22 protein-coding genes and 1 riboswitch are annotated in these 22,401 nt (G+C 41.9%); of the genes, 6 read left to right on the top strand and 16 right to left on the bottom strand.

Going from position 1 to position 22,401, the window contains the following annotated elements:
• Window positions 1-463: 463 nt before the first annotated feature.
• From AB5642_RS16890 to AB5642_RS16880, 3 genes are all read right to left on the bottom strand, one after another.
• Window positions 464-1,684, bottom strand: coding sequence for a serpin family protein (locus AB5642_RS16890; RefSeq protein WP_148462226.1), 1,221 nt, complete (start codon window positions 1,682-1,684; stop codon window positions 464-466).
• A 108-nt stretch (window positions 1,685-1,792) separates the two neighbouring features.
• Window positions 1,793-2,254, bottom strand: coding sequence for an 8-oxo-dGTP diphosphatase (locus tag AB5642_RS16885; protein ID WP_148462227.1), 462 nt, complete (start codon window positions 2,252-2,254; stop codon window positions 1,793-1,795).
• 105 nt (window positions 2,255-2,359) lie between these two features.
• A complete protein-coding gene (locus tag AB5642_RS16880; protein WP_148462228.1) occupies window positions 2,360-4,147 on the bottom strand; it encodes an aminopeptidase P family protein in 1,788 nt (595 codons plus the stop codon).
• Between the two features lie 133 nt (window positions 4,148-4,280).
• Window positions 4,281-4,377, top strand: a riboswitch (THF riboswitch).
• A gap of 251 nt (window positions 4,378-4,628) precedes the next feature.
• Here AB5642_RS16880 and folE point away from each other — a divergent pair.
• The 5 genes from folE to AB5642_RS16855 all read left to right on the top strand — a co-directional run bounded on the left by folE (window position 4,629) and on the right by AB5642_RS16855 (window position 7,673).
• A complete protein-coding gene (folE, locus tag AB5642_RS16875) occupies window positions 4,629-5,186 on the top strand; it encodes a GTP cyclohydrolase I FolE (RefSeq protein WP_118581498.1) in 558 nt (185 codons plus the stop codon).
• Window positions 5,183-5,680 (top strand): HD domain-containing protein, encoded by a 498-nt coding sequence (locus AB5642_RS16870; protein WP_118581495.1) that lies wholly within the window; start codon window positions 5,183-5,185, stop codon window positions 5,678-5,680. The genes folE and AB5642_RS16870 overlap by 4 nt, the downstream gene beginning before the upstream one ends.
• A 39-nt stretch (window positions 5,681-5,719) precedes the next feature.
• Entirely contained in the window at window positions 5,720-6,529 is an 810-nt protein-coding gene (gene folP, locus AB5642_RS16865) for a dihydropteroate synthase (RefSeq protein WP_148462230.1), read from the top strand.
• Window positions 6,530-6,643: 114 nt separating this feature from the next.
• Window positions 6,644-7,477: a 2-amino-4-hydroxy-6-hydroxymethyldihydropteridine diphosphokinase gene (folK, locus tag AB5642_RS16860; protein WP_148462231.1), complete on the top strand. Its 834-nt coding sequence runs from the start codon at window positions 6,644-6,646 to the stop codon at window positions 7,475-7,477.
• 31 nt (window positions 7,478-7,508) lie between these two features.
• Window positions 7,509-7,673: a hypothetical protein gene (locus AB5642_RS16855; protein WP_173719452.1), complete on the top strand. Its 165-nt coding sequence runs from the start codon at window positions 7,509-7,511 to the stop codon at window positions 7,671-7,673.
• Window positions 7,674-7,689: 16 nt separating this feature from the next.
• On the opposite strand, the gene AB5642_RS16850 is transcribed toward AB5642_RS16855, so the two are convergent.
• The 6 genes from AB5642_RS16850 to AB5642_RS16825 form a co-directional block, all read right to left on the bottom strand.
• Window positions 7,690-8,214 (bottom strand): hypothetical protein, encoded by a 525-nt coding sequence (locus tag AB5642_RS16850; RefSeq protein WP_173719453.1) that lies wholly within the window; start codon window positions 8,212-8,214, stop codon window positions 7,690-7,692.
• A gap of 122 nt (window positions 8,215-8,336) precedes the next feature.
• Window positions 8,337-8,585: a hypothetical protein gene (locus AB5642_RS16845; protein ID WP_237926005.1), complete on the bottom strand. Its 249-nt coding sequence runs from the start codon at window positions 8,583-8,585 to the stop codon at window positions 8,337-8,339.
• Window positions 8,576-9,025 (bottom strand): hypothetical protein, encoded by a 450-nt coding sequence (locus tag AB5642_RS16840; RefSeq protein ID WP_237926004.1) that lies wholly within the window; start codon window positions 9,023-9,025, stop codon window positions 8,576-8,578. Before AB5642_RS16840 ends, AB5642_RS16845 begins: the two co-directional genes overlap by 10 nt.
• 337 nt (window positions 9,026-9,362) lie before the next feature.
• Window positions 9,363-12,905, bottom strand: a complete 3,543-nt coding sequence (gene nifJ / locus AB5642_RS16835; protein WP_148462236.1) for a pyruvate:ferredoxin (flavodoxin) oxidoreductase — start codon at window positions 12,903-12,905, stop codon at window positions 9,363-9,365.
• A gap of 202 nt (window positions 12,906-13,107) precedes the next feature.
• Window positions 13,108-13,521 carry an Rrf2 family transcriptional regulator gene (locus AB5642_RS16830; RefSeq protein WP_118581465.1) on the bottom strand — a complete coding sequence of 138 codons (414 nt, stop codon included), beginning with the start codon at window positions 13,519-13,521 and terminating at the stop codon, window positions 13,108-13,110.
• A 154-nt stretch (window positions 13,522-13,675) separates the two neighbouring features.
• Window positions 13,676-14,197: a shikimate kinase gene (locus tag AB5642_RS16825; protein ID WP_148462237.1), complete on the bottom strand. Its 522-nt coding sequence runs from the start codon at window positions 14,195-14,197 to the stop codon at window positions 13,676-13,678.
• A 296-nt stretch (window positions 14,198-14,493) separates the two neighbouring features.
• Here AB5642_RS16825 and AB5642_RS16820 point away from each other — a divergent pair, with 296 nt between their 5' ends.
• A complete protein-coding gene (locus AB5642_RS16820; RefSeq protein ID WP_118581462.1) occupies window positions 14,494-16,134 on the top strand; it encodes an ABC-F family ATP-binding cassette domain-containing protein in 1,641 nt (546 codons plus the stop codon).
• A gap of 154 nt (window positions 16,135-16,288) precedes the next feature.
• On the opposite strand, the gene AB5642_RS16815 is transcribed toward AB5642_RS16820, so the two are convergent.
• From AB5642_RS16815 to pilV, 7 genes are all read right to left on the bottom strand, one after another.
• The gene (locus AB5642_RS16815) at window positions 16,289-17,119 is read right to left on the bottom strand and encodes a hypothetical protein (RefSeq protein ID WP_173719454.1); all 831 of its coding nucleotides are present in this window, start codon (window positions 17,117-17,119) and stop codon (window positions 16,289-16,291) included.
• Window positions 17,120-17,343: 224 nt separating this feature from the next.
• Window positions 17,344-17,826, bottom strand: a complete 483-nt coding sequence (ybaK, locus tag AB5642_RS16810) for a Cys-tRNA(Pro) deacylase (RefSeq protein WP_118581456.1) — start codon at window positions 17,824-17,826, stop codon at window positions 17,344-17,346.
• Window positions 17,827-18,779: 953 nt separating this feature from the next.
• Window positions 18,780-19,571, bottom strand: a complete 792-nt coding sequence (locus AB5642_RS16805) for an N-acetylmuramoyl-L-alanine amidase (RefSeq protein WP_173719455.1) — start codon at window positions 19,569-19,571, stop codon at window positions 18,780-18,782.
• A 15-nt stretch (window positions 19,572-19,586) separates the two neighbouring features.
• A complete protein-coding gene (locus tag AB5642_RS16800; RefSeq protein ID WP_179988308.1) occupies window positions 19,587-19,940 on the bottom strand; it encodes a ribonuclease in 354 nt (117 codons plus the stop codon).
• A gap of 4 nt (window positions 19,941-19,944) precedes the next feature.
• Complete coding sequence (locus AB5642_RS16795; protein WP_173719456.1) at window positions 19,945-20,202, bottom strand: hypothetical protein; 258 nt, start codon at window positions 20,200-20,202, stop codon at window positions 19,945-19,947.
• Between the two features lie 97 nt (window positions 20,203-20,299).
• A complete protein-coding gene (locus AB5642_RS16790; protein WP_173719457.1) occupies window positions 20,300-20,560 on the bottom strand; it encodes a hypothetical protein in 261 nt (86 codons plus the stop codon).
• A 12-nt stretch (window positions 20,561-20,572) separates the two neighbouring features.
• On the bottom strand, window positions 20,573-22,300 hold the full coding sequence (pilV, locus tag AB5642_RS16785) for a shufflon system plasmid conjugative transfer pilus tip adhesin PilV (RefSeq protein ID WP_173719458.1): 1,728 nt from the start codon (window positions 22,298-22,300) through the stop codon (window positions 20,573-20,575).
• Between the last annotated feature and the right edge of the window lie 101 nt (window positions 22,301-22,401).

Raw genomic sequence — 22,401 nt, 5'->3', positions numbered from 1 at the left:
TCAAGGTTGTTTGTCTGCCATCTCTTTGCGACAGCCTATTTACTTTATCATATCTTTCAGATCTTGTCAAGCACTTTTTTCAAAAGTTTTTCAGACCTTCAAGAAGCTGTATAAAGTTGTTTATTTCTGTCGTTCTGTTCAAGCGACTTGATTACTTTACCATAAGTTCAGTCGATTGTCAACAGTTAATTTAAATTTTCTGAAAACTATTTTATTTTTCAGCATTTCAGAAGCAATTCCTTGCGACAGCTTATTTACTATACCACTATCGCAAGGAATCGTCAAGCACTTTTTACAAAATCTTACAAAAATCTTTTAGATTTTTTCGCAGCAATCTCCATATTGCAGCCCAATAAAACACTCAATCTGAAAAGTCCTATCATAACAAGTACGCCATAATATACATCAAATATATTTTCTTTCATTTTTTAATTAAATTGTTTTCATAATGGAAGAATTTCTGTCACTGTACCGTTAGAACTTTTCCCATAAACAGCACTTCCTCATTTGCACTGTCGTAGATCAGAAATGCAAATGGCCGTGTCAACTCAACATCTTTTATAATCGGATCCGTATCCATTGCAGACATGCACTCCATTGTCACTGCAGTCACAGCGGCAGCTTTAGTTCCATTTTCGTCTAGTTCCAGCTTTGTTTTCTGTAAAACAGAACTGACATGGACCGCTTTATCTGCAATGCCTGAAAAATCAGCATCGTCCGAAAAAACATTCTCAAGTCCTATTCTACTGAGGATATCACTTAACTCAGCGGTTGTTTCAAAATTCAGCTTAGGCATTTTACAATTAACTTCATCGTATTCCGGTTCTGATTCCAGAAGACCTTCAATATCCAGCTCATCAAGAGTAAAATCTCCTTCTGCTTTCGGCAAAATTCCAATGAAACTCAGATTATTTGCATAGTATTTTTCAAATGCTGTTGCCGCATCATTTTCATAGTAATTATCACCGATGCTTGTCATGTACTTTGTTTCTTCGTTATCGCCGAATTTTTCTTTTTCATCAGAAACATCCCATGGATCCTGGGACCATCCGGATTCGAAATACAATGAATTGGTGAGACACAATTCACTGTTTTCATTAAGCATGTCAGGTTTCATAATTTCCGGAATCAGCCCATCTGTATTTTCATTGCACCATGCATTAATAGTATTGCATGTGTTTTCTTTATCAGAAAAATCAAGAATTTCCGCCTCTGCTTCAAAATTATCTTCTGCATTTTTTTGAAATTGGTCCTGCAGAGTCAGTCCCCGATTTACCCATAAAGCATCTGCAATTTTTAATTTCGATGTATAACCATAATTTTCGTCTTCTGTATTATAGCTTTTAATTACATTCATATACTTTCTGGCATATGCTGCAAAATCATCGGTTCCTAAATATTCATTTAATGCGTTTTTCGTTTCGCCCTTGGCACCTTCTGCAATCATGCCAAGGGCGAAGTTAAGGCTTGTGGGGCTGAACATTATATTGGAATCCTGATTTTCTTTGGCTATTTCATCTGTAAGGTTAATAGAATTCTGCAGATTAACTGATTTATCAAGATCAATGTTCTTTTCAGCTGCATTTAATTCTGCGTGACTGGCTGTGGCAGCATATGCATGGATTGGAGGAGCCATGGTTGTCATGAACGTCAGTGCTCCGGCAAAAAGTTTTATTTTATTCATGTATAACCTCCTTGTACGGTCGATAAAGTCCTTTTAGCAAAGGTTTTCTGCAAGTTTCTGTTTTATTTTAACATATTTGTTTCTTCTTTCTGTTATATTAATTTTCATTTAGTATAAGCGAATTTCCGTATTTACAAGCATTTCTCCCTCATATTGTAGTTTAACAGAGAAAAAACGTTTTTCCTCTGAAAGAAGCAGGTTCAGAAAAACTTTATCACCTTCCCATGTAGGAAGCTCTGGCACTATTTTCTTATCAACCCAGCATAGTTCGCCTTCATTGCATTCAATCAGTTCCCCGGTATATCCATCGGCTGTAAATACACACATAAGCTCAGATTCACATTCGCTGTTTATAAAGGTTACCAGGCCACGAAATTTGTAGGAAGTAAGTGTGAGTCCTGTTTCTTCTTTTACTTCACGCAGAAGACATTCTTCAGGGGATTCCTGATTTTCTGTATGTCCACCTACACCAATCCATTTGCCTTCGTTCATGTCATTTTGCTTTTTTACTCTGTGAAGCATCAAATATTTGCCATCGTTTTCGATATAGCATAAAGTAGTTATTGTCATTTATTCTCCTTCCCGCAGGCACTGCTTTTTTCTGTAAAATATAAAACAAGGGCGATGCATATCAGTTTTATACATGCCCCTGTTTACTGTTTTAAATGATTAGCTTCAGATTTCGCGTGTAGCTTCTTTCAGCCATTCTTTTTCCTCTTCTTCCAGATATGGAGAAATCTTTTTATATACCTGTGCATGATAATTATTAAGAAGTGCCCGTTCCTGCACAGTCATCAGCTCGGGAACAACAGCATCCAGATCAAACGGTACCATAGTCAGATGTTCAAAGCACATGAACTGGCCAAATGAGGTTTTCTCTGCTTTTTTGCATACGAGCAGGTTTTCGTGGCGGATTCCATATTGGTTTTCCACATAGTATCCAGGCTCATCTGATGTGATCATACCCTCTTCCAGTACTGCATTATCTCCCTGAATAATTCTCCAGCGGAAGCTGTTTGGTCCTTCATGAACATTCAGAAGATAACCAACTCCATGTCCTGTTCCATGATTAAAATCCTGTCCCATTTCCCATAACGGACCACGCGCCAGATAATCCAGATTTACACCAGTACAGCCATAACGGAATTTGGCATTTCCAAGGTTCAGCATGCCACGTAAAACAGCGGTAAAATATTTCTTCTGCTCGTCATTCACAGAGCCCATAACAATTGTGCGGGTGGTATCTGTAGTACCTTCGTAATAGTGTCCGCCTGTGTCTGCCAGAAGGAAATTGCCAGGCTCAATGGCAATATCTGTCTCTGGTGTGGCAGAATAATGGTTGATTGCAGCATGAATGCCATAAGAAATAATGGGGTCAAAGCTGTTGTCGATAAAGTTCTCCTGCTGGGCACGGAAGCTGTACAGCTTCTCTCCTGCGCTTAACTCTGTCATTGTAATTTTGCCAACATTTTTCTTTAGCCAGCAGATGAATTTGGTAAGCGCAACTCCGTCTTTGATATGAGCGATACGTTCATTTTCTACTTCTACTGGATTTTTAATTGATTTTGGAAGAAAAGTCAGGTTGGCTTCATCCAGAATCGTTACTTCCTTCGGAATACTGTTTACCAGACGACAGTTGGCTTTCTTTTTACAAAGAAGAACTGTCATGTCTTTCTCAAATGTTTTTACATATTCATAAATGCTGTCATAGGGCAGAATGGTTACGCCATCCTTAGATAATGCGTCCAGAATTGAAGCCGAAAATGCTTTTTCATTTGCAAACAGCCTGATTTCTGTTTTTGTCATTATCAGATAAGAGAGAACAACCGGACAGCAATGTACATCGCCGCCACGAATATTCAGCAGCCATGCAATGTCATCCAGAGAAGTCAGTACAAATCCATCTGCACCTTTCTCTTCCATTGATTTACGGATTCTTGCACATTTGTCAGCACGGGATTCGCCTGCCCATTTTACATCCAGTTCCATAACCGGTTCACAGGAAAGTGCCGGACGATCTTCCCAGATTTCTCCTACCAGATCAGAATCCGTCTGAAGAGTGGCTCCTTTTTTTGCAAGAAGTTCGGTCAGTTCATCTGCTTCTTCGGCGCTGACGGTTCTTCCGTCAAAACCAAGGCACATTCCCTCGCCTAATTTTTCTTCCAGAAACTGGTGCACAGTGGGAACATCTGGTTCTCCCATTTTAAAAAGCTCTACACCCGTTCCCTCCAGCTGTGCGGCCGCCTGGATGAAATATCTTCCATCTGTCCACAATCCAGCCATATCCTGCATGATGACTGCTCTGCCGGCAGATCCGGTAAAACCTGTAATATATTTTCTGCACTTAAAGTATTCTCCTACATATTCAGATGCATGAAAATCATCTGTGGGAACAAGATAAGCATCTATTTTCTTCTCTGCCATTACTTCCCGAAGTGCGGTGATTCGTTCTTTAACTGTCATAAAACTGACTCCTTCCAGTGAATTTTGTCTATTCCTATTATAATATCCACGTTACCCTTTCGCAACCTGTTTAAGAAAAAACACTTTTCTATTCCCAAAAGACGTGATATACTAACTTTCGAAATGAATGATATGCAAAATAGGATTTTATGCGTCAAGTGTTCGGTGAATGGGGAGTTGTCACTGAAACGAAAAGCACGTCTTACGGTATATTATCCGCACCCGTTGCAAGCACTATAAGAGGGATATCTCATATTGTGTCAGAGCCTGCCCGAAAGGAGCTTTCTGCAAGATGCACATTGCGATTTGTGGAAACGTTTTTTAACAGGCTCAAGGGAATGTTTTCGACATACATTCTATCACAATTGGAGATATCCTTTTTTGCGTATTAAGCAGGCAGATATTCGAATTCGAAAATCCTTCCCCGGTTTTATCAAAAAAGGATAGTCTCCGCAATCAAATACAAAGGAGGTTATTTTTAATGGTTGACAAACAAAAAGTAGAACAGGCCATCCGCCTGCTTCTGGAAGGAATCGGTGAGGATATTACCCGGGAGGGACTGATTGATACTCCCGACAGAATTGCACGTATGTGCGAGGAAATTTACGGTGGTCTCGATCAGGAAGCAGATCACCATTTACTGAAGCAGTTTCCAGTAGAAAATAATGAGATCGTATTGGAAAAAGATATTACTTTTTACTCTATGTGCGAGCATCATCTGATGCCTTTTTATGGTAAGGCGCACCTGGCTTATATTCCCGATGGAAAAGTCACAGGATTAAGCAAGCTGGCACGTACGGTAGAGGTTTATGCCAGAAGACCGCAGATCCAGGAACGCCTCACAGTACAGATTGCGGACGCTCTGGAGCGTGCCCTCTCTCCGAAGGGAATTATGGTTATGCTGGAAGCAGAACACACCTGCATGACCATGCGAGGCGTTAAAAAGCCAGGAAGCAAAACAATTACAACTGTAACCCGCGGAGCCTTCAAAGAAGATAAGGAGCTGCAGAAAATGTTCCTTTCCATGGTCGGAAAATGAGCAGTTCTTTTTCTGAAACAAACCGTATTTCTTTAATCTGGCGGCATCCCCTTTATCAAAAGCACTGTGAGAAAATACAGGAGCTTGAAAAAGATCGTATTTTCTGCAGACATACGCCGGAACACTTTCTGGATGTTGCCAGGCTGATGTATATTTATTCTCTGGAAAACAAGCTTAATCTGTCCAGGGAAATCATTTATGCCACTGCTCTTCTTCATGACATTGGCCGTGCGCAGCAATATCTGTCGGGTATTTCTCATGACATTGCAGGAGCTGAAATAGCCGGAAAGATTCTGGCAGATCTGCATTTTACAGAGCAGGAAAAAGAGGAAATATTATCTGCGATCAGTCAGCACAGGACGGATGGATCTGATAATGTGTTGGCTATGCTGCTATATAAGGCTGATAAAAAGTCCAGAAATTGTTTTTCATGTTCAGCAGCTTCAGAATGTTACTGGCCTTCTGAGAAAAAAAATCTGACAATTGAATATTAAGCCTTCTAAAAAATCTAACAGAAAGGATGGTTTCTATTTATGAAAATTGGAAATCGTTTTTTTGATACACAAAATCACACTTATATAATGGGAATTTTAAATATTACTCCTGATTCTTTTTCCGATGGCGGGAAATGGAATCATTTAGATGAAGCTTTGCGGCATACAGAAGCCATGATCGCGGATGGTGCGGATATTATCGATATTGGCGGGGAGTCTACGCGTCCCGGACACACGCCGGTCAGTGCAGAGGAAGAAGCTCAGAGAGTTTTGCCCGTTATCGAAGCGGTCAGAAAACGTTTTGACATTCCCATTTCTGTAGATACCTTCAAAAGCAGCGTGGCAGAAAGTGCGATTCAGGCCGGTGCAGATCTGGTCAACGATATCTGGGGATTAAAATATGATTCTGAAATGGGAGCTGTAATTGCCAAATATGATGTTGCATGCTGTCTCATGCACAATAAGTCCAATACAGAATATAACAATTTTCTCATCGATATGCTTTCTGAGACACAGGAATGTGTCAATCTTGCAAGAAAAGCAGGAATCAAAGATGAGAAAATCATTCTCGATCCAGGGGTTGGATTTGGAAAAACATTTGAGATGAATCTGGAAACTATGAATCATCTGGAGCTTTTTAAGAATCTGGGCTTTCCGGTTCTTCTTGGCACCTCACGCAAGTCGATGATCGGACTGGCACTTGATCTGCCTGTAGACCAGCGTGTAGAGGGAACACTGGCTACCAGTGTAATTGGTGTGATGAAGGGCTGTTCTTTTGTGCGTGTTCATGATGTCAAGGAAAACAGACGCGTAATCCAGATGACAGAAGCAATTTTGGGTTGTAATTGAGAGTAAAGAGGACATTCGCAATCCGCTTTGCTACTTGCTCATGAACGCAGTCGCGAAGCGACTGCGTTCAAATTCCTCAAAATTGTAAATAGCCAACAGAAAGGAACAACTGTTATGGATAAAACCAGATTTGATAAAATAGAAATTAAAGAACTGGAAATTTTTGCCAACCATGGTGTCTATCCGGAAGAAAATGTACTTGGACAAAAATTTGTTATTTCTGCCACCCTCTTTACCCACACACGTCAGGCCGGGTTAACGGATGATCTGTCTGCTTCTATCAATTACGGAGAAGTCAGCCACATGATTACAGATTTCACCAGAAAACATACTTTTAAGCTTCTGGAAGCACTTGCAGAAAATCTTGCAGAGATGCTGCTCGACTCTCTTTCCGGTCTGGAACAGATCACACTGAAAATTGAAAAGCCCTGGGCTCCTGTTGGTCTTCCACTGAAAACCGTATCTGTGGAAATCACAAGAAAATGGCATACTGCATACATTGCTTTTGGCTCTAATATGGGAGATAAAAAGCTGTTCATCGACAATGGGATACGTGGTTTGAAAAAAACAAAAGGATGCCGGATAGAGGCCGTTTCTGATTATCTTGTAACAGAACCTTATGGTGTTACCGATCAGGATGAATTTCTGAATGGAGTTTTGAAAATGCGTACCCTTCTTTCACCGGAAGAATTGCTGGAACGTCTTCATCAGCTGGAACAGGAGGCAAACCGGGAACGTATTATTCACTGGGGTCCTCGTACTCTGGATCTGGATATTCTCTTTTATGATCAGGAAATCATTGATACTGCAGATCTTCACATCCCCCATCCGGATATGCAGAATCGTGACTTTGTGCTGGCTCCTATGAACCAGATTGCCCCTTACCTCAGGCATCCTGTACTAAATCAGACAATTTCACAGCTTTTAAATATTCTTCTTTGCCGCTAAACGAACATGTCGCCTACCGGAGACATCACATATGAAAGTCAGCTGTTCCGCGCCTATGACGCTCCCACAGCTGCCGACCGTATTCGTAATCCGTGCTATCACGCCACCGTACGGTTCCGTATACAGCGGTTCAACCAACTTAACAAGTGACAATCTAACATTGGGGCTGCCGGAAAACAGGCAGCCCCTTGTGTAATAATTCGCATCTGCTGTCAGGAAGTGAGACGCTGTCCGCAATATTCACAGTTGCACAGGCGCCCTTTTATTATCTGATTCTTTGCACCGCAGCTGGGACAGGTAACTGTAATATAAATCTTCTCATTCACACGTCTGTTTGGTGCAGTAATCAATATATAATTTTCTTCTCTGTCTATCTGAATATTTCGAATATACCCTTTGGCAATCATTTTTTCCAATTTCCTTACAGCATCTTTTCCCATCTCAGTCTCAAACTTCTCAAATGAGAGCGTGCTCTGGGCATAAGATTCAAACCAACAGGCTATTTCTCTGGCTTTTTTCTTCTTCAATGCTTTTTGGATTTCCCGGAAGGTGGGATACAAAAATAACAATCCCAGTATAATCTCCGTTGCTGCCATTCCCCAGCGTCCTTCACCAATATATTTCTCTGCTGCGCCAATAGCTCCCAGAGTAAAAAGTATACAGAAGCCACAAAGAACCCATTTCAGTTTTCCTAACACTCCTGTTTTTTTATTCTTTTCTGTTAAAAAATCATTCATGTCTGTTTCCTCTTTCCCCAATTAATCAATCTCTGTTATATACGAAAGCCTGTTTAAAAAATCATTCCTGCAATCTGCACGCCCTGATGAATCTTCTGTCAGCATATACCCAAATCCGTCTGTCAGCCAGCTCCCAGCAAAAGCCACGCATCGCCTAACGGATCGTAATAATAAACCACATTATCTCCTGCCGCATAATATTTTTCTTTTGTAAAATGTTCCTCATGATCTGTCCCTATAACAAATACCGGACAGTTTCTTCCCTCAATATACTCCTCCGTACCGGTATACCACAGGGACATTCCAAGACCAAGGTAATAACTACCTTCGTCTGTTTGCGCAATCAAGTCCCTGGCAATATTTATATCCAATGAATAATCATACTCTGATTGATACTCATCCCAATCATAATATATTGAAAAATCATAGCAGTAGGCTTCCGCTGGATCATTGTCGTTCCATCTGCAGTTATCGTTATTTTGCCATCAGCATACTCACATTCTACCGTTTGATCGCTATAAGTCATCAACAATTTATCATTTTCTATTTTCCACTCTGATTGATCTGCCTCTGGTTCTTCCCCACTGTAGGACGTTATGGTTTCCATCTGACCGCCTTCTTTAATATCCACGGTCACTTCCATTCCCATTACTCCTGGATGAAACAAAATGTCTCCACCCATGGAAAGCTCATTTACATACCAGGTTCCAATAACATCCTTTTCTTCAAGTGCATAAGCATTCACGCTCATCAGGCCTGTCATTAAGACTCCAACTGTTCCAGCCACCCACAGTCTCATTTTTTTGTTCATAAAAACATCTCCCTTCTTGTTATTATCGTGTTTTTTGTTATTTTCATTATACGTGAATGCTTTCCTATTTGCACTAGCACTTCTGACAGTAACTGAACCGATCGGGTACATCGAATATTAAGTAACCGCCATATTGACTTGTCTGATTTTTCATCTGCTGCGCCTACGTCAGTCACCGTAGCCACCCAGAATTTAATCCACACAAGAAAAGCCTGTGATACCACCCTTTTTAGGCAGTATCGCAGGCTCACTTTACGCTACGACATAATAAACATTACATGTTTATATTACATGTTTATATTATATATTTATAATGCGGACTTGCCGCGGGTAATTCTTATTCCTCTGTTCCGTACAGAGTGATCAACTTCTGCAGATACTCGTATCTTGCCTTAGCCTCGGACTGGTTCTTAGCGAACAGTCTGGCAGCTTTCTCAGGATTCTGACGCTGTAAGGAGTTGTAACGAACCTCGCCATTCAGGAATTCCTGATAATCTGTCATATCCGGTGCTTTGGAATCAAGGCTGAACTTGCTTCCCTCAGCAGCTGGATTGAAGCGGAAGTTGTGCCAGTATCCACACTTAACAGCAAGCTCTTCCTCTGTCTGAGCTTTTGACATACCTTTCTTAATACCATGGTTGATACATGGAGCGTATGCAATGATAAGGGATGGTCCCGGATAAGCCTCTGCCTCTGCAATTGCTTTGATAGCCTGGTTGAAGTCAGCTCCCATAGAGATCTGAGCAACATATACATAACCATAGCTCATTGCGATAGAAGCCATATCTTTCTTCTTGGTCTCTTTACCGCCAGCTGCGAACTGTGCGATTGCACCTGTAGGTGTAGACTTGGAAGACTGTCCGCCTGTGTTGGAGTAAACCTCTGTATCGAATACCATAACGTTGATGTCACGTCCACTTGCGAGAACATGGTCAACACCACCGAATCCGATATCGTAAGCCCATCCGTCACCACCGAAGATCCACTGGGATTTCTTAGCAAGGAAGTCTTTCTGTGTAAGAATGTCTTTTGCCTTGTCGCATCCGCAAGCCTCAAGAGCTGCAACCAGTTTCTCTGTTGCTGCACCGTTGGTAGCACCGCATGCGAAAGTATCCAGCCATTCCTGACCAGCAGCTTTAACGTCTGCATTGTCACCGTTAGCTACAACATCTTCAATTTTTGCTTTCAAGCCATCACGGATAGCTTTCTGAGCAAGAAGCATACCATAACCGAACTCAGCATTATCCTCAAATAAGGAGTTGCCCCATGCAGGACCCTGTCCCTTAGCATTTACGGTATATGGTGTAGAAGGTGAGGAGTTACCCCAGATAGAGGAGCATCCTGTAGCGTTTGCAATGTACATTCTGTCACCAAACAGCTGGGTGATCAGTTTGGCGTAAGGTGTCTCACCACATCCAGCACAAGCTCCTGAGAACTCAAGAAGCGGCTGTTTGAACTGGCTTCCCTTAACAGTTGTCTCTTTGAATTTAGCGATAACGTCTTCTTTAACCGGAAGAGTTACACCGTAATCGAAGTATTTCTGCTCTCCCATGTTTGCTTCAAGGTTTTCCATAGCAAGTGCCTTAGCACCTTTCTTGCCTGGGCAGACATTCGCACAGGAACCACATCCTGTACAGTCAAGAGCGGATACAGTCATTGTGAACTGATACTCATCTTTCATACCAGTCATTGGTAATGTCTTGATTCCCTCCGGAGCATTTGCAGCCTCTTCAGCTGTAAGAGCTACCGGACGGATAACTGCGTGCGGGCAGACATAAGCACATCTGTTACACTGGATACAGTTCTCCGGATTCCATACAGGGATATTTACAGCGATACCACGTTTCTCGTATGCAGCAGCACCGGATGGTGTAGTACCGTCAACATAATCTTTAAATGCAGATACAGGCAGTGTATTACCTTCCTGAGCATTAACCTTAGCCTGGATGTTGTTAACGAAATCAACAACTTCCTGACGTCCTTCTGTAGCGTGAGTCATATGAAGACCCTCGTCTGCAGCATCTTTCCAGCTCTCTGGAACCTGAATCTCAACAACCTGCTTAGCACCAGCATCGATAGCTGCCCAGTTCTTCTGAACAACATCATCACCTTTACGTCCGTATGTTGCTTTCGCAGCAGCCTTCATAAGCTCGATAGCCTGCTCCTCCGGAATGATTCCGGTAAGTTTGAAGAATGCGGACTGAAGGATTGTGTTGATACGTGTTGGTCCCATGCCAGTCTCAATACCGATCTTAACACCGTCGATGGTGTAGAATTTGATACCGTGGTTAGCGATGAATGCCTTAACCTGTCCTGGAAGATGTTTTTCAAGACCTTCCATATCCCATGCACAGTTCAGAAGGAATGTACCGCCGTCAACCAGTTCCTGTACCATGTTATATTTGTTCACATAGGACGGATTGTGGCATGCTACAAAGTTTGCTTTGTGGATCAGGTAGGTAGATTTGATCGGTTTCTTACCAAAACGAAGGTGGGACATTGTAACACCACCTGACTTCTTGGAGTCATAATCAAAGTATGCCTGAGCGTACATATCTGTATTGTCACCGATGATCTTGATGGAGTTTTTGTTAGCACCTACAGTACCATCAGCACCAAGTCCCCAGAACTTACAGTTTGTTGTTCCCTCTGGAGTAGTTACAAGCGGAGCGCCTGTCTCAAGAGAAAGGTTTGTAACATCATCAACGATACCAAGAGTAAATTTCTCTTTCTCAGTATTGTCATAAACAGCTACGATCTGAGCCGGTGTTGTGTCCTTGGAACCAAGTCCGTAACGTCCGGTGAAGATCTTAACGCCGTCAAATTTGCTGTTCTTAAGTGCAGCAACAACATCAAGATACAGAGGCTCGCCCTGAGCTCCTGGCTCTTTCGTTCTGTCAAGAACTGTGATCTGTTTAACTGTCTCAGGAATAGCATCGATAAGAGCCTGTGCGCAGAATGGTCTGTAAAGACGAACTTTAACAACACCAACTTTTCTGCCAGCTGCCATTAAGTAGTCGATTGTCTCCTCGATTGTATCATTTACAGAACCCATAGCTACGATAACGTGCTCTGCGTCTGCTGCTCCATAGTAGTTGAACAGCTTGTAATCAGTACCGATCTTAGCGTTAACTTTGTCCATGTACTCCTGTACGACTGCCGGAAGAGCATCGTAGTATGGGTTACATGCCTCTCTTGCCTGGAAGAAGATATCCGGGTTCTGAGCGGAACCTCTCTGACATGGATGGTTCGGATTCAGTGCGTGATCACGAAATGCCTGGATAGCGTCCATATCTGCCATATCTTTCAGGTCTTCATAGTCCCATGTCTCAATCTTCTGGATCTCGTGAGATGTACGGAATCCGTCGAAGAAGTTGATGAACGGAACTTTTCCCTTGATTGCTGCAAGGTGTGCTACCGGAGTAAGGTCCATAACTTCCTGTACGGAAGACTCACACAGCATTGCACAACCAGTCTGACGACAGGCCATAACATCGGAATGATCTCCGAAAATGGAAAGTGCGTGGGAAGCAAGTGCACGAGCGGATACGTTGAATACACCCGGAAGCTGCTCACCAGCAATCTTGTAAAGGTTCGGGATCATCAGTAACAGACCCTGGGATGCTGTATAGGTAGTAGTAAGGGCACCAGCTGCAAGAGATCCGTGTACTGCACCAGCAGCACCAGCCTCAGACTGCATCTCTGTTACCTGTACTTCCTGTCCAAAGATGTTCTTTCTTCCCTGGGTTGCCCACTCGTCTGTAGCCTCAGCCATAACAGATGAAGGGGTGATCGGGTAAATTGCAGCTACATCAGAAAAAGCGTATGATGCATGAGCGGCTGCATGGTTACCATCCATGGTTTTCATCTTTCTTGCCATAGTTTGTTTTTCCTCCTTAAAGGTATGATGAAAATAATATTTCTAGACACAATGTGTCTAAAAGTCCATATGACATTATAGCATAATCTTCCAATGATGTCTATTTTGATTTTTGTATATTATCACATACAAAGATTACCAGTAAGCATAAAAAAAGCCAGCCAGATACTCCTTTATGGAGTCTGACCAGCTTTTTAGCATATTACATTTCCGGCATGAGAACTTCCTGAAGGGATTTTCTCTTAAGCATTTCCCACACCCCCTGCTGAATCTCACAGAGTTCTCTGTGCATGTAGCAAGGAAGATGATCTCCTTTTCCATCTGTTGGACACTCATAACCTGAAGCCATACATTCTATAATGAACAAATCCGGGTCAATAGCCTTATATACGTCAAACAGAGTCAGTTCACCAAGTGATTTATTCATGGCATATCCACCATGGACTCCGCGATATCCTTTCACAATACCGGCTTTCTGAAGTTTCTTTAGTATCTTATAGGCAAAGGGAGCGGTAATGGATTCCTTCTCGCAGATTTCATTAACGCTAAGGCGAGTTTCCCCTGACAGTGCCCGAAGAACTCTTGCTGCGTAATCGCACTCTCTTGTAATAAACATGTCTGTACCTTCTCCTTACTGGACACAAATCATACTGATTCTTATATTATGTCCCTTTTCTTCTCTTCCCCTCCCAGTATGTTCAAATTATAGCAATTTTCAACTTCTATTTCAATAGTTTTTTAATTTTTTTAACATTAATTTCACACTATTTTTAGTTATCGACTGTTTTTAGACGTTTATTTATTTCCAGGCAGATTTCTTCCGCTGTCCGATTGTCTGTTTTTATAACAAAGTCTGCAGCAGCTTCATACTTGGGACGCCTTGCCTCCATCAATTCTTTTATGTATTCCGGATTCATATTTTTTTCCAGAAGAGGTCTGTTGTGGCTGCCTTTCACTCTTTCGTAAACAGTCTCTGGTTCTGCTGTCAAAAGAACAATCGTTCCATTCTTCTTCATCTCATCTACATTGCACTGACGCATTACAGTTCCTCCGCCACACGATACTACGATATTATCCATGGCAGAAATTTTTTTTACAAGTTCGGTCTCCAGATTCCGAAAATATTCTTCCCCTTTTTTTTCAAAAATTTCTGGAATGCTCATTCCCTGTTCCTGAACAATCTGCTCATCCATCTCAATTTTGTCAAAACCGCATACCTCATGCAGGCAATTCAGGATCATACTTTTACCGGTTCCCATAAAACCGGTAAGATATATCTGTTTCTTCGGCATAATTTTTCCTCCAGTTGAATGCCAGGGAAGCAGCACCGTACACCACCTTTTAGAAAAAACTTCCGGTGCTTTTATTCATTCTGGCATTATATTCAGCCATTATAACAGCGGCTTTTTTTTTTGTAAAGTCTAAGGTTTTTGGATTTTGTGAGTTTTCTCCATGTTTCTGCTGTAAAACAGCCTTTAAACAAGAAATAATTGTTGCAAATTTGCCAGTTTACGATAAAATGAAAATCGGCTATACTTATCATTATATGTGTATTTATAAGGATAACGTTTTAATATAGGAGGAAAATATGATTTCAGCAAACAATATTACTTTGCGAGTTGGAAAGAAAGCTCTTTTCGAAGATGTTAATATCAAATTTACAGAAGGAAACTGCTACGGACTTATTGGCGCCAACGGTGCAGGAAAATCTACATTTCTGAAGATTCTTTCCGGTCAGCTGGAGCCTACCAAGGGCGACATTGTGATCACACCAGGACAGCGTCTCTCTTTTTTACAGCAGGATCACTTCAAATATGATGCCTATACAGTTCTCGACACTGTAATTATGGGTAACCTTCGTCTCTATGAGATCATGAAAGAGAAGGAAGCCATTTACGCCAAGGAGGATTTTACCGACGAAGACGGAATCCGTGCCAGCGAGCTTGAAGGTGAATTCGCAGAGATGAACGGATGGGAAGCAGAATCCGATGCTGCTACTCTTCTGAACGGTCTTGGAATTGACACTGAATTCCACTATGCACAGATGGCTGACCTGACCGGTAGCATGAAGGTCAAGGTTCTTCTTGCACAGGCACTTTTCGGAAATCCTGACATTCTGCTGCTGGATGAGCCTACCAACCATCTGGATCTTCCCGCGATTGAGTGGCTTGAAGAATTCCTGATCAATTTTGATAATACTGTTATCGTGGTATCCCATGACCGTTACTTCCTGAACAAGGTTTGTACACAGACTGCTGATATTGATTATGGTAAAATTCAGCTGTACGCAGGTAACTATGATTTCTGGTATGAATCCAGCCAGCTTCTGATCAAGCAGATGAAAGAAGCAAACAAGAAAAAAGAAGAGAAGATCAAAGAGCTCCAGGAATTTATTTCCCGATTCAGCGCTAACGCTTCCAAGTCCAAGCAGGCAACCTCCCGTAAGAGAGCCCTTGAGAAGATCCAGCTGGATGACATGCGTCCTTCCAGCCGTAAATATCCCTACATCGACTTCCGCCCAAACCGTGAAATTGGAAATGAAGTTCTCATGGTCGAAAATCTTTCCAAAACCATTGACGGCGTGAAGGTTCTGGATAACATTTCCTTCACTCTTGGACGTGAGGACAAGGTTGCTTTCGTTGGTGCCAATGAGCAGGCGATCACTACTTTCTTCAAGATCATCACTGGAGAAATGGAACCGGATGAAGGTAATTACAAATGGGGAATCACTACCACCCAGGCTTATTTTCCCAAAGACAATACTCAGGAATTCGATAACGATCTTACGATCACAGACTGGCTGACACAGTATTCTGAGATCAAGGACGCCACTTATGTGCGTGGTTTCCTTGGACGTATGCTCTTCCCTGGTGAGGATGGTGTGAAACGTGTCCGCGTACTTTCCGGTGGCGAGAAGGTTCGCTGCCTTCTTTCCAAAATGATGATTTCCGGTGCCAACATCCTGATTCTGGATGAGCCTACCAACCATCTGGACATGGAGTCCATCACTGCATTGAACAATGGTCTGATCAAGTTTCCGGGGGTAATTCTTTTCACCTCTCATGATCATCAGTTTGTTCAGACAACTGCAAACCGTATTATGGAAATCCTTCCAAATGGTACTATGATTGACAAGATCACTACTTATGACGAATATCTTGCAAGTGATGAGATGGCTAAAAAGCGCCATGTCTTTGAGATTACTGAAGAAGACGCTCAGGATAATTAAAACGCGTTTGAAAAGTCTTTCCGCAAGATATACGACGCAAATTTTCCAAACACATTCTTAAAAAGCTCCTCCTGTCAAATCAACTGACAGGAGGAGCTTTTCGCAGATATTGCTGTTTGCTTTTCTAGAGCATGTTTGAAAATGGGTTCAGGGTTTATTTACTGTTTCCTGCATATCCGCTTACCTTGATATAATCAGACGGATAGTAATAAGTTACATTGCCTTTCTTCGTGGTCAGAACACCTGTATAAGATCTTCCGGCAGAGCTCTGTGGAATCAGCATAAAATGATACTTGGTGCTTCCATTGGTAGTCAGATATTTTCTCTTATAGAGTTTGCCGCCCTTCTTATTGGTGTAGCGTCTGAATGCCACATACTTGGACTTGAAGCTGTAATTTTCATAAGAGGTTGTGTTTAATCTGCGATTAATGTTAGCACCCTTTTTAGCCGCAACAATTAATGGTAAAGTAGAAAGATTGCTTCCGGTTCTTGTCATCTTGATCCACTGACCTTTCTTGATGGTCCTTGTGTTCTTCAATGGACTGTGACTGGAACTCTGGTATGCTGCTGTAATCTTGCTCTTGGCATTCGGTGAGGTAATTTTCACGCTAAGCTTCACAGAACCTGATGTAACCTTAAGGCAGGCGATCATTCCCTGATTGGAAGAGGTGCTGCTCTTAATGTATGTGTTGTTAATGATCTGGCCGGAATCTGTTCTGGCGCCCTTCAAAGCTTCTGCTTCTCCGCCATATGCATATACAATATCATATCTGGTGCCGGAACTCTGCGGCTGAATGCGGTAACTGTAATTCGTAATCGCATTTGACTGAATATTGGTATTCAATAAATGAATACATCTGCCTGCTTTTACTGTGATCGGTTTAAACGATTTAGTTGCCGCTGATACCGGCAAGGTACAAAGCATGGTCATAGCAGCCGCTGCGACCCCGATCAATAGTTTCTTAAACTTCTTTCCTTCTCTCATAAATCCTCCTTGCTGCTCGTCTGGCGAGCTTAATATAATACATTTGCTGGTGGCTTTTGCTTACCGAACCCTTATCAGGAACACTTTATCATTTGTTTCTGATTCGCACTGCCGACTGTGCCAGAGTGTGTTTGAAAAAGGCATTTGACATATAGCAGCATGCAGTGTTTTCTTTATAAGTATTTTAGCATATTTCGCTTTGTTTTCTGTAAAATATATGTTTCTTACTCTTCTGCTGTGATTGCAGCCAGTTTGCCGCCTGTCACTTTCAGAAGATCCGCTACCGGCACTTTCAAGGTCAGGCCGATTCTCCCCCCGCTTACATAAATTTCTTGAAAATTTCCTGCTGAAGCGTCAAAAACAGTGGGAAAAGGTTTCTTCATTCCAATAGGGCTACAGCCACCGCGAACATAACCTGTGATCTTCGTAATATCTTTCACATGGATCATATCAACTGCCTTCTCTCCTACTGCTTTGGCAGCTGCCTTACGATCCACTTCTTTCTCAATCGGGACTACAAATACATAATATCCGCCGCTTTTCCCTTCCATAACAAGTGTCTTAAAGGACTGTTCATATGGTGCACCTGTAATGTCTGCACAATGGATTCCGTCAATAAATTCGTCACATTCATAGGCAAGTGTTTCATACTTTACCTTCTGTCTGTCCAGCATTCGCATTGCATTTGTCTTTGCTTCTTTTGCCATTTCGGGTCAACCTCCTGTAATGTATTGGCATAGTAAAGTTTTACCATAGAATTATGTTTTCGTCAATGGAATCTGTCGGGCTGATTTTGTTCCAGAAAAAAAGGAGGGCCAGGACTTATCAAAAAGTCCTGGCAAGTATGAAAAAGAAAATATGATCTATACGATTAAAAAGGTTATCGCCTTTGTTTGATTATTAATATACCTGAAATCTGTGATGAAATTGTGAGGGAGATTTGATGGGTTTGTGAAAATTTCTGTGAATAGAAGTCAGATTTTAGCATCCACATTATATGATATGAGTGTCAAAAGGTCTTTTGACACTCATTTGATACCCGGATTGCTACGCAGCTACGCTGCTCCCGCAATCCTCCAAATATTCGAAATCCGCTGATTTACTGCGTAAATCGCTACTTTCTCATATTTGGCGTGTCCCAAGCTCAAAAGCCTTATCGTGCAAGCACGAACAGCTTTTTTGACCTTTTGACACTGGTATCATTATATATATGCATTCAGAATTCCACTCTCATTTTGCCCACGCGAAATTGTTTGTGTGGGCATGACGCAGGCAGAGCCTGCATGTTAACTTTGTGGATAAAAAATGAGCACCCTGTATTTTGTACAGAGTGCCCAATTTTATTGCTATATAGCAATTATAGTTTATTCAATTATTAGAACTTACCAGCCTTAGCAGCTTCCTCTACAGAAACTGTAGTGCCTTATTTTAATGGGTTTTCGCGATTTTTGTTAGCTACCAGTATGTTACGTATTCATTTTTGTATTATTCTATACAGCTTCAACCATGTTATTTTATATAAGAAGAAAAGCCCTCACTCTTCTGCGGGCAGCTGCATGATTGTAAGGACTTTTTCTTATTTGAGGGATATATTTAATGTACCAGATTCTTTCCCATCTGTCACGCACTATCGTGCGAGATAGTACGACGAATTTCGACATTACAGGCTCTTCACCAATACCTGGAAGTCTACTGCCTTCAGTTTCTTTACCACCTTATTGGCAGCCTTCTTTGTTCTGTATGTGCCGACCTGGACACGGTATGGGACGGAGCCGGCTACTTTGCGGATACTTGCTGAAAACCCCTTTTTCTTAAGTACTTTCACCATCACATCTGCATTTTCTTTTGTTCCGTAGGCTCCAGCCTGGATGTAATACTTTGCTTTCGGTTGCGCCGGCGCAATTGTGATCGTTTTTCCCAGAATGCCCTCTGCGATCAGCTTTCCGTGAGCATCCATACCAAGTTTTTTCGCTTTGGCATAATCGTCCTTGTTATCACAGAAGAAAGATTCTACCAGGACAGCTTTTGCCTTGGTCTTTCTGGTCCAGTACAGTCCGGGACGTTCTTCAGCTCCTCTGTCATGCCAGACAGTGCCGAGCTTCGCACTGATCCGCTGGGCTTCCGGAAGACCATTTGCATTGTAACAGTATGCTTCGCAGCCATATGCCTCTCCATTAAAGGCATTCAGATGAAGCTGGACTGACAGATCATAGTTCTGTTTATTCTCTTCTTCAATGAAATACTTGATTTCATCATTCAGGGAATGCAGCTGACCTTCCGGAGCAATACACAAGGTTGCCTCATGTCCTGCTACCTTAAGCCATTTGCACACATAGGGCGCCAGTTCTTTGTTGTATTTATATTCATTCACACCACCCTTGCTAGTACCATCTGCAGATGAGATGACGCCACCGCCATAGTTCGCGTGACCTACACAGATAAAATATTTCATGTCAAAGTTCTCCTTTCAAAAATGAGAGCGATCACTCGCCCTCATTTTTTTGTACTTTGTCTTATCCCAGATTGTCTTTACTCTTTCCCAGCCTCCAGTTGCTACCATATAAATCACGAATGATGCAATAATTGCAGCAAACACATAGTACCATTCAATCACAATTTTAAAATATTCGCAAAAAGCAACCATTGTAGCAGTGCATACAATAAAGGATGTGATAAGAGCAACTGCACTGGTTGGTAATTTTTTGAACCACGGTAGGTCTTTTATTGCCTGCACAATAAGAGACACCACAAAGGCCATCAAGCCAAATGCGATCAGAGCATAGGTTACATAGTTCATAATTTCATTTACATTAATGTTCATACAGTTAATCCTCCTTATGATCATGTTCCAAATCTGCAATTCTATGATTTGCTACCCGAATCTGTTCTTCTGATACAGCCATCCTCTGTTCCAGATTATAAGTTCGCTCTATGGTGTTGTTGTGCTTATCCACTCTTTTTGTAAGCTCTTCCAGCTTGTATTCCATGAGCGCCCTCGTCTTTTCATTCTGGCTATGATTGCTGATCAGACACACTATCAGCGTTACTGCTGCCGATATTGTAGAAGAAATAATTACTTCCATATATGTCCTTTCTCCAGCATTGCGCCGGCGCAATTTTGTAAAAAAATAAGACCTAGTATGGTCTCGCTCTAATTCTCATATTTATTTTCTTCTCCAATCACTCTTCTGTACTGTCAACCTGTCCTTTGTTTGCTATCATCTCGTCCTGCATAGCATATGCAAGCTCCTCGAACTCGTCACGGTCTTTACGGCACTGCGTACGGTTCTCTTTCCGTAACTCCTGGTTAGTGGTAGACTGCTGAATATACATAGTTTTTGGGTTAGCCTCACTGCAAGATGCGGTGTAGGTCTCCACTGTTACTCCGTTGATAACGGACTGTCCTGATAAGTTGATAGATTTAGATGTTGTTAATGCCATGATATTATCCTCCTATGAATAAAGTTTTCTTCTAAGTTCTTCGTTTTCTCTTTCGAGCCGATCCACTTTAGAACTCAGCTCTTGCATTGCTTTTACAACATACGCAAGCAACTGCAAATTATTGACAGATTTATAATATGGATGTCCGTCAACTTCTCCGCCTCCATCGACAAGGTTAGGGTCAAGCTGTTCGAGTTCGTCTGCTATAAAGCCAATCTTGTATTTTTTATGAGAATCTTTTCTTTCAAAAGAACGAATTTGCATTGCTTCAATAACTTTTGTTGCGTCTTGTACTTCGGTGTCTCTTATATCGTCTTTTAGTCGAATATCAGAAAGAGCTGCACTACATGCTCTTCCGAGACTAAACCATTTCCATGAACCATCAAGTCTGGTTTGAATCCAAATTGACCCAGCGTATGAATCTCCGTGATAGATAAAAGCTCTACTTCCAGCCACTTCAGCGCCAAGATAAACTCCTACAGCAGTCTTCGAACCTGAACCTCCCACATTGAACCCAACGTAAATGTTTCCGAAATTTCCATCAATTGCCAGTGGAATCATTCCATTGTTAGCTTTATAAAAGCTAAAGAAATTTTCATCACCTGTACCTGTTGCCGCACCAAAGCGCCAGTCTACCGAACCTCTATTGGACTGATACTCATATGTTGTATTTATTATGTTGTTACTCTGAATATAACCACCAATGGACATATTGCCATTGGTGGTTATACCTTTTCCGTTATATGCCCGAATCCAATCGGAATCCGTCATATACCAGCCACCACCATAATCCTCACTATACCATCCTGTAGTACCGCGCGATCTAAACCAATTAGATGCATATATGGTATTAGTATTCATGTCTGCAGTCGCAGTTATTGTTTTTCCCTGCACATTGCCAGGAGTGGTAATATCGCCACTGTATAAACTCAGATCACCATACATCGTGACCGTCTTATCAAAAAACTCGAATCCGGCGCCACCTTGTATAGATGTTCCAGTTCCCATTTTTCCTAATTTGATAGACGATCCATCAAAATATAAGATTTTCTGACTGTTTGTGCCGTTAAATATAGAGTATGACTGATTTGCAGTAATCTCTCTAGCAACTATTTTAACACCAGATATAGAACCGGATGCCTCGATGTCTTTTGCAAACAAACTGACAACGTCAATTTTATCAGCGGTAACCGAACCAGCCGCAATTTTTTCAGTTGTTATAGAATTAGCAGCCATTTGAACAGCGGTAACCGAACCAGCGTACAATCGTCCGCCATTAATATAAGTACGATCGTTGTTATAACACCAAGCGGCTATACCCATATCAACAGAATTTGCAAGGGTGTATGCGTCATTCCATGTACTCCATTGCGTATCACTAATACCGATTCGCCATAATTCACGACCATCAATCTTTGCAGTCTGCTTAGGATATCCGCCGGAAGCATCTCGCCATGGCACGCATGTTATTAAAAGACAGAAGTTTTCACCAGTTAGACCAATCGTATTTGCTAATTTCAACTCATTTACTGTGGTCATCGGGAAATTTTGTATATACCAAAGCGGCGTTTGATTTGTGCTTCTAGTGTCTTTGACGTCAAGTCCATCGCCTTTAGGACCTTGAGGCCCCGTAGCACCAGTGGCACCGGTCGGTCCCGTGGCACCAGTTGGTCCCTGAGGTCCGGTCGGCCCCTGGTTACCCTGGGGTCCTTGTGGTCCGATTGGGCCAGTGGCACCCATATCACCCTTTACTCCTTGTATTCCTTGGTGCTAGAATATAAATAGTACAAGCCAAAATGAGAAATTCCAAATACACATAAGCATGATACAATAGAGACATG

Source organism: Ruminococcus sp. 1001136sp1_2201st1_G3_2201SCRN_220225, assembly GCF_040924365.1.
GTDB classification, from domain to species: Bacteria; Bacillota; Clostridia; order Lachnospirales; family Lachnospiraceae; genus Blautia_A; species Blautia_A faecis.
The sequence above is the reverse complement of the archived record's forward strand: the minus strand, read 5'-3'. Positions and strand labels throughout refer to the sequence as shown.